We start from the raw sequence: 7,031 nt of genomic DNA on the forward strand, positions 1-7,031 counted from the left end.
TCACGCAGAATCCGGAGGTAGCCGTGAAGAAACCACTCGAGAAGAGCTTGAACACGACAGAGTCCGTCGCGCGGGAGATTGCGAAGGACCTCGAACACGGCGTCGCCGCAGGCGTGGAGAGCGCCAAGGAGTGGGCTCAGCCGCGGGTCGACGCGGCAGTGACCTGGGCCGTCCCGCGCATCCAGCACGGTCTGGACTCCGCCTCGCCGCGGATCCAGGAGGGCATCAAGTCCGCCGCGCACGGCCTCGCCGAGGGCGTGGCTGCCGTGACCCCGAAGATCCAGGACGGGCTCGCGCACCTCGCCCCGCGCATCACCGAGGCCGTCGACTCGGCTGCACCCCGCCTGCACGAGGCGGTGGACCGGGCGGCGCCCGTCATCAAGGACGCCGCCGACCAGTACATCCCCAAGATCTCCGAGGGGATCGCCCATGCGGCGGAGTCCGTGAACCGCGGCCTCGCGGGTGCACCGTCCCAGGTCGACGCGGTGGCCCAGCGCCTTGCCGACTCGGGGATCGTCCGCCAGGCGGACGCTGCCGCGCGGCATGCGACGACCGCTGCGCAGGAGGCCGTCCGCGCCGCCGCCGGTGAGATCTCCCAGCCGCGCCGCAAGAAGGGCCGTGGGCTGCTGGTCTTCGGCGTGATCGCGGCTGCGGTTGCCGCCGGGATCGCGGCGTGGAAGGCCGCCAAGCCGGTCGAGGACCCGTGGAAGACCCCGGCTCCCGTCCCGCCCGGCGGTTCCGCTGGCACCACGAGCGGCACCGACACCCCCTCCCCGGTTCCTGCGACCGCTGCGGGGGCAACGGCGTCGTCCGCCCTGGGCGCCACCGCGGGGGAGACCGCCGCGGGCGAGGCGGCCGCGGAAGAGGCGGCCCGCGCCGCCGACGAGGCCGAGGCAGAGGCCGCGCTCGACGCCGGCCAGGCGGCAGTGCTCGAGGGCTCGGCCGCCGCTGCTGCCGAGGGCGAGGGCGAGGACTCGAAGCTCGTGGACGAGGCCGCGGCCTCCGCGGCCGTGACCCCGGACGTCGACGCCGAGCTCACGACCGAGGACCCGGCGGACAGCGGCGAGGGCCGCCACGTCGCCAAGGATGCCGCGGCGGCCATGCGCAGCGTGCACTCGGCCTCGAAGGACAAGGACGGCGAGGACACGGACGGCACGAAGGCCTGATCCGCGCGCGGCATCCGCCTCGCGGCGCCGCACTCCACGGGGACCCCGTCATCCGACGGGGTCCCCGTTCTGTCCCCGGACGGCCTCTGACTCCAAACCGTCTCGGACGGTCTGAGAGGTTCCGGACCGCCCCTCCTTTGCTAGATTTGAGCTGATGCCTGGGCACCCTGACTCCGAGCCGACGATCCACGTTCCCGCTCCGCCGAGCGTGTCGATCGTGATCCCGGCGTACAACGAGGAGAGCGTGATCCGGCAGTGCGTCACGGCCGCGATCTACCAGTCGGTGCCGGCGCACGAGATTATCGTCGTGGACAACCTCTCGAAGGACTCGACCGCGCAGATCGTCCGGCATCTGGCCGAGGAGTACCCCGAGTCGCCGATCCGCCTGCTCACGCAGGACCGCGAGCAGGGCCTCATCCCCACCCGCAACCACGGCCTCGACTCGGCCACGGGAGACGTGCTGGGCCGGATCGACGCGGACTCGCTCCTCGAGCCGGACTGGGTCGAGGAGGTCCAGCGCGCGTTCACCGACCACGCCGTGCAGGCGGCGACGGGCCCCGTGGTGTACTACGACATGCCCATGCGCCGGTTCGGGCTCAAGGCGGACGACAAGGTCCGCCAGCTCCTGCTCAAGCTCTCGAGCCACGAGTACCACTTCCTCTTCGGCTCGAACATGGCCATCCGCCGCACGGCCTGGGAGACCATCCGAGACTCGACGTGCCGGGACGAGAACGACGAGATGCACGAGGACATCGACCTCTCGCTGCACCTCGCCGAGCACGGGCTCAAGGTCCAGTACTGGCCGGAGATGGTCTCGGGCATGTCCGCCCGCCGGCTCGAGGACTCGCCCAAGGACTACCGCTACTACGTGCAGCGGTTCGACCGCACGTACAAGGCGCACAACATCCGCAAGATCGCGCTCAAGGCGCCCATGGCGGTCGTCTTCTCGGTGTACTTCCCTGCCAAGCTCCTGCGCGCCATCCACTCGGCGAACCAGCCGCCGGTCAAGCGCGGCGGGGTCTGACGCGGTTCAGCCTGCGACCGGCGCAGCCTGCGCAGCTCAGTCCGCGCCGAGCTCGGCCTGCGCCTTCGGCTCTCGGCGGGTGCGCCGCTGGCCCAGGACGACGACGGCGAGCCCGGCGAGGATGAGGCCGAGCCCTGCGTAGGTCCCGGCAGGGAGGACTTCGCCGAGGAACACGGCGGCCAGGAGCGCGGCACCGGGGATCTCGAGCAGGATGAACATCGAGACGACGAGCGGGCTGAGCACCGCCACGAGGTGGTTGAAGGCGGTGTGCCCCACGAGCTGGGCGGCAATGGTGATGGCGATGATCCCCGCCCAGCCCGTCGGCTCGAAGCCGGTGAGGCGCTGCCCGGTCGCGGCCGCCATGAGGGCTACGAGCGCGGCGCACACGCCGTAGCACAGCGTCGTGTAGGTGCCGGTCCCCATGGTCTTCCGGGCCTGGCCGCCCGCCATCGTGTACAGCGCGGCGAGGATTCCGCCCGCGACGGCGAGGAGGTCGCCGAGGAGCGCGTCGGGGGAGGAGCCCAGATCGAGTCCGGTGATGGCCACGACGCCTGCGAAGGACAGCCCGAGGCCCACGAGCACGGCGCTCGGCAGCCGATGGCCGCGCAGCAGGGAGAAGACGGCAATCCAGCCCGACTGGAGGCACACGAGCGCGGTCGAGGCCGCGACGGAGGTCAGCGTGAGGGAGACGATGAAGCACACGAAGTGCAGCGCGAGGGCGGTCCCGGCCACGGCGGACCAGAAGTACTCGCGCCGGCCCAGCCGGCTGAACTGCCGCGGACTGCCGAGCGCGACCGGAGCGGCCATGACCACGGCGGCGATCGCGTTGCGCCAGAACGCGATCGCGAGCGCGGTCACCGAGGTGGCGCCGAGGGTGGCCGCGATGAGCGGGCCGGACGCCGAGACGCCCACGACGCCGAGCGCCACGAGAAGGGGGATCACCCGCCCACTCTAGCCACGGCGTGGGAGGGCGCGCGGAACGGATCGGGGTGCGGTCCCTCTCGGACGGCATCAACCCGTCGACCCGCGAGGGCCGCCTGATGCTCAACCTCATGGCGACCTTCACCGAGTACAAGCGCGAGCTCATCCAGGAACGAGTCAGGCCGGCGCCGACGCAGCCAGGGCCCGCGGCGTGAAGTTCGGGCGTCTCACTCCGGACGCGAAGGATGAACCGTCCCCGGTTTGATGCCGCTTCCTTTCGAGTCTGGAAGGAAGATGTTGATCATGCAGAAGAGGATCCCGGAGGAGACCAAGCAGCGGGCTACCCGTCTGGTGCTGGACCACCTCGATGAGTACCCCACGCTGAGCGCGGCCTGTCAGTCCGTCGGCGACCGACTGGGCGTCGGGAAGGAATCCCTACGCCGCTGGGTGCGCCAGGCCCAGATCGATGCCGGCGAACGCGAGGGAGCGCCCTCCAGCGAAAATGAACGCATCAATCAGCTCGAGCGGGAGAATCGCGAACTGCGTGAGGCCAACGCGATCCTGAAGGACGCGGCGGTTTTCTTCGCCGGGGAACTCGACCCCCGACGCCGTTGATCCTCGGGTTCATCGAGGACCAGCGCGCCCAAGGCCGCTCGGTCGGGTCGATCTGCACGGTGCTGCGTGAGCAGGGAGTGCGGGTTGCCGAGCGGACCTACCGGGCGTGGAAACGCGCCCAGCCCAGCAGCCGGGATTGTGAGGACGCGGTGATCATCGATGCGATCCTCGCCGCCCGGGCAGACGCGCGGGGCGGGGCCTCTCCGGAGTCGATGTACGGGCGACGGAAGATGACTGCGCTGCTTCGCCGCCAGGGCCTTGAGGTGTCTGCGCGCCGGGTGGACCGGCTGATGGGCCAACTCGGGATCAACGGCCTGGTGCGCGGCAGGGGCGTGCGGACCACGGTCCCGGACCGCAACGCGGCCCGGGCACCGGATCTGCTGGAGCGGGACTTCACCGCCGAGGCGCCGAACCAGCGCTGGGTCGCGGACTTCACCTACGTGCGGACCTGGGCCGGATTCGTCTACGTCGCGTTCGTGATCGACTGCTACTCGCGAACCATCGTGGGCTGGCACGCCGCGGCCACGAAGACGACCCCGTTGGTCACCACCGCGCTGCGAATGGGCCTGTGGCGGCGGGATCGGGCCGGGCACACCGTCCGGGACGGGCTGGTCCACCACAGCGATGCCGGCTCCCAGTTCACGTCCGTGGCCTTCGCTGAGACCCTCGCGGTGGAGGGCATCGCCGCCTCGATCGGCTCGATCGGCGATGCCTACGACAACGCCCTGGCCGAGTCCACGATCGGGCTGTTCAAAAACGAGGCGCTCCGGGACGGCTCCCCGTTCCGGACCGGCCCGCTGCGCACCATCGACGACATCGAGTGGATCACGGCCGGCTGGGTCGACTGGTACAACAACCGGCGCCTGCACTCCACCCTCGGCGCCATCCCGCCCCAGGAGTACGAGAGCGCGTACTACGCTGACCTCACCACGCCAACACACCCGGTGCTGGCACCCGGATAGGAGCGGCAAAGAACCGGGGACGGTTCAAAGTCCTGTGCCAAGCCTCCGTTCGGGACTCAGACCGTCCGATTGAGGATCCTTCACCGGGCAATTATTCGGGCGGGCTCGAGGAAGATACCGGCGTTCGTGTCGTAATGGCAGGTGCGCGGATGGATGAGGCCTGTGCGGTCCTGGGGCGAAGCCGTGGGGTGTGTCGTAGCGGAGGCTGTCCTAGGTTTAGAGCGGCGCCCTAGCTTCCGCTGAGGCAGCAGCGGCTGCGCCCGGAGTGGCCGGGCAGAGCCAAGCTATGAGGAGCGCGATCATCGCAACCACAGCGCGCAGAACCGGGGTCACGAGGTCCCTCCCACCACGACCGCGAGGACGCGCTCCAGCAGAGCATCGAGCTCAGCTGGCGACTCGACCTCCACGTGTTCGAGGACGGGGTCGTCAAGGGTGCCGTAGTTGAACTCGGCCTCGCCGGACTCCCAGAGCACAAGTTCGACGTCATAGTCCGTGAGAGCGACGACAAGGTGCGCCGACGGGTTCGGAAGGTCTCGCGGGCCTCGGGTGTAGGTCAGCGATCCCACTTGCTTGAGCTCAGCGCCGCGGCTGCTGAGCCACTGGTCCAGACGATCGAGATGGGTCATCGCCGGCACACCAGGACGATGCACGTGGCGGGTGGCATTTCTGCAGGTGGAGGACCGTAGAGCCGCGTCGTGACGTTGGGCCCGGGAATCACGCCCCACTCCGGCTTGCTCGCAGGGAAGACGGAGTCTCGCGGCACGTTGAACTCGGCATAGATGCCCTTCCCCGCCGGGTATGCGTCCGGGTTCGCTGGGTTTGTTACGTAGGTGCGACCGCCGCCTCCTTCGACGACGCGACCGCTGTTCGTCATTTTCGCGAACTCATCATCTCCCATCCAGCGACCGACACGGATAAGGTCGTCTCCGGCGTTTGCGGCTTTCCCAGCGCTTCCAAGGCCCTTCAGGCCGGCAGCGGCCCCTTTGATGAGTCTGCCGCCGGGAGGGATCGCGGCCGCTGCGAGGAGTGCTGCGGCGACGGCGTCGCCGCAGGAGCCTTTGCCGGTGCTGCAGGTGTTGTAGGCCTGGATGGCCTTGGTGCCGGCGTGGACGGCGCCGGCGGCGACCGAGATGCCGCCCAGGACGGCGGCCACGGGGGCGCCGATGCCGGTGACGGCTGCGGCGAGGGCGAGTACGCCGGCGACGTCGGAGACGATGCCGCTGACGTCTTGGACGCCGCCGAGGACTTCGTCCCAGGAGAAGAGGCCGGTGATGTCGAGGTAGCGGAGCGGGTTCGCGGAGGCGTAGGTGTACGCGCCGGAGAGGGATGTGCTGGCGGCGGGGTCGGTGCTGAGGAACATGCCCGCGCCCGGGTCGTACTGGCGTGCGCGCAGGTGGGTCAGGCCGGTCGGGTCCTGGTATTGGCCGAGCCAGCCCAGTGGTGGTGCGTTGGGGTTGTTCGGTCCGGTGGCTCGGGGTCGTCCGTAGGGTTCGAAGGCCCCGGCCGAGGTGACGGCGCCGGTGGCGTCGGTGATGGCGCGGGTGGAGCCGAGCCTGTCGGTGTGGAAGTAGGCAGCGGTGCCGGCGGCGTCGTGGGAGGTGAGGGCCTGGTCGCCATGGGTGTAGTGCCGGACGAGGGCGCCGCTGGTGTCGAGCTCGTTGGCGAGCCGGTAGAACGGGTCCCATTCGAAGGTGGTCTTGACGGTGGCGAGGGTGGCGCTGAGGCGGCGGCCGTCGCCGTCGTACTTGTACGCAGTGGTCCCGGCCGGGGTGGTGGCCGTGGCGGTGCGTCCGCCCCTGGTGTAGGTGAAGGAGGCGGTCCCGGCGGTGAGGACCTGGCCCTTGGCGTCGTAGGTATAGGCGGTGGTGCCGCCGGGGGCCGTGGTCTGGGTCCGCTGGCCCTGGGTGTTGTAGGCGTGGGTGGTGGTCTGGGCGTTGCGGGTCTCGGTGAGGATGTTCCCGGCGTGGTCGTAGGTCCACTCGAGGACCTCGGTGCTGCTGGCGCAGGCGCTGGTGTAGCAGGCCTTGGTGAGCCGGTCGAGGGTGTCGTAGGCGAACGTGTCGGCGGTGCCGTCGGGCCGGGCGATGGAGGTGGGGTTGCCGGCGGGGTCGTAGGTGTAGGCCTCGTCCAGGAGGGTCGTTGTCGCGGTGGCGTCCACGAGGCGGGTGAGCCGGCCGAGGCTGTCGTAGGTCTTGGTGGCGGTGGAGCCGTCGGCGCGGGTGACGGTGAGCGTGTTCCCCTCGGGGTCGTGGGTGTAGTCGGCCACGACGGCGGCGCCGTTCCTGACCTGGGTGACGCGCCCGTCGGCGTCGTAGACGTAGGCCGTGACGGCGCCGTCGGGGC

The 7,031-nt window shown here is 70.2% G+C and carries 7 protein-coding genes; 4 read left to right on the forward strand and 3 right to left on the reverse strand.

The window, feature by feature from the left end; all coding sequences use genetic code 11:
- Positions 1-47: 47 nt before the first annotated feature.
- Both ABCQ75_RS15840 and ABCQ75_RS15845 read left to right on the forward strand, forming a co-directional pair.
- Entirely contained in the window at positions 48-1,166 is a 1,119-nt protein-coding gene (locus ABCQ75_RS15840; RefSeq protein ID WP_345886599.1) for a hypothetical protein, read from the forward strand.
- A gap of 154 nt (positions 1,167-1,320) precedes the next feature.
- Complete coding sequence (locus ABCQ75_RS15845; protein WP_345886600.1) at positions 1,321-2,190, forward strand: glycosyltransferase family 2 protein; 870 nt, start codon at positions 1,321-1,323, stop codon at positions 2,188-2,190.
- A gap of 36 nt (positions 2,191-2,226) precedes the next feature.
- On the opposite strand, the gene ABCQ75_RS15850 is transcribed toward ABCQ75_RS15845, so the two are convergent.
- On the reverse strand, positions 2,227-3,132 hold the full coding sequence (locus ABCQ75_RS15850; protein WP_345886601.1) for a DMT family transporter: 906 nt from the start codon (positions 3,130-3,132) through the stop codon (positions 2,227-2,229).
- A gap of 20 nt (positions 3,133-3,152) precedes the next feature.
- Here ABCQ75_RS15850 and ABCQ75_RS15855 point away from each other — a divergent pair, with 20 nt between their 5' ends.
- Positions 3,153-3,326 (forward strand): recombinase family protein, encoded by a 174-nt coding sequence (locus tag ABCQ75_RS15855; RefSeq protein ID WP_345886602.1) that lies wholly within the window; start codon positions 3,153-3,155, stop codon positions 3,324-3,326.
- A gap of 88 nt (positions 3,327-3,414) precedes the next feature.
- Positions 3,415-4,688, forward strand: a protein-coding gene (locus ABCQ75_RS15860; protein ID WP_345886603.1) for an IS3 family transposase whose coding sequence is annotated in 2 segments (ribosomal slippage) — positions 3,415-3,685 and positions 3,685-4,688 — 1,275 coding nt in all. Because the reading frame shifts where the segments join, the coding sequence is not laid out codon by codon here.
- 329 nt (positions 4,689-5,017) lie between these two features.
- Here the strand turns inward: ABCQ75_RS15860 and ABCQ75_RS15865 are convergent.
- Positions 5,018-5,314 carry a hypothetical protein gene (locus ABCQ75_RS15865; protein ID WP_345886604.1) on the reverse strand — a complete coding sequence of 99 codons (297 nt, stop codon included), beginning with the start codon at positions 5,312-5,314 and terminating at the stop codon, positions 5,018-5,020.
- Positions 5,311-7,031, reverse strand: a 1,721-nt coding sequence (locus ABCQ75_RS15870; RefSeq protein ID WP_345886605.1) for an RHS repeat domain-containing protein, incomplete at its 5' end; no start/stop codon positions are given. The genes ABCQ75_RS15865 and ABCQ75_RS15870, both read right to left, overlap by 4 nt.

Origin of the sequence: Sinomonas halotolerans, assembly GCF_039615075.1 — a bacterium.
GTDB classification, from domain to species: Bacteria; Actinomycetota; Actinomycetes; order Actinomycetales; family Micrococcaceae; genus Sinomonas; species Sinomonas halotolerans.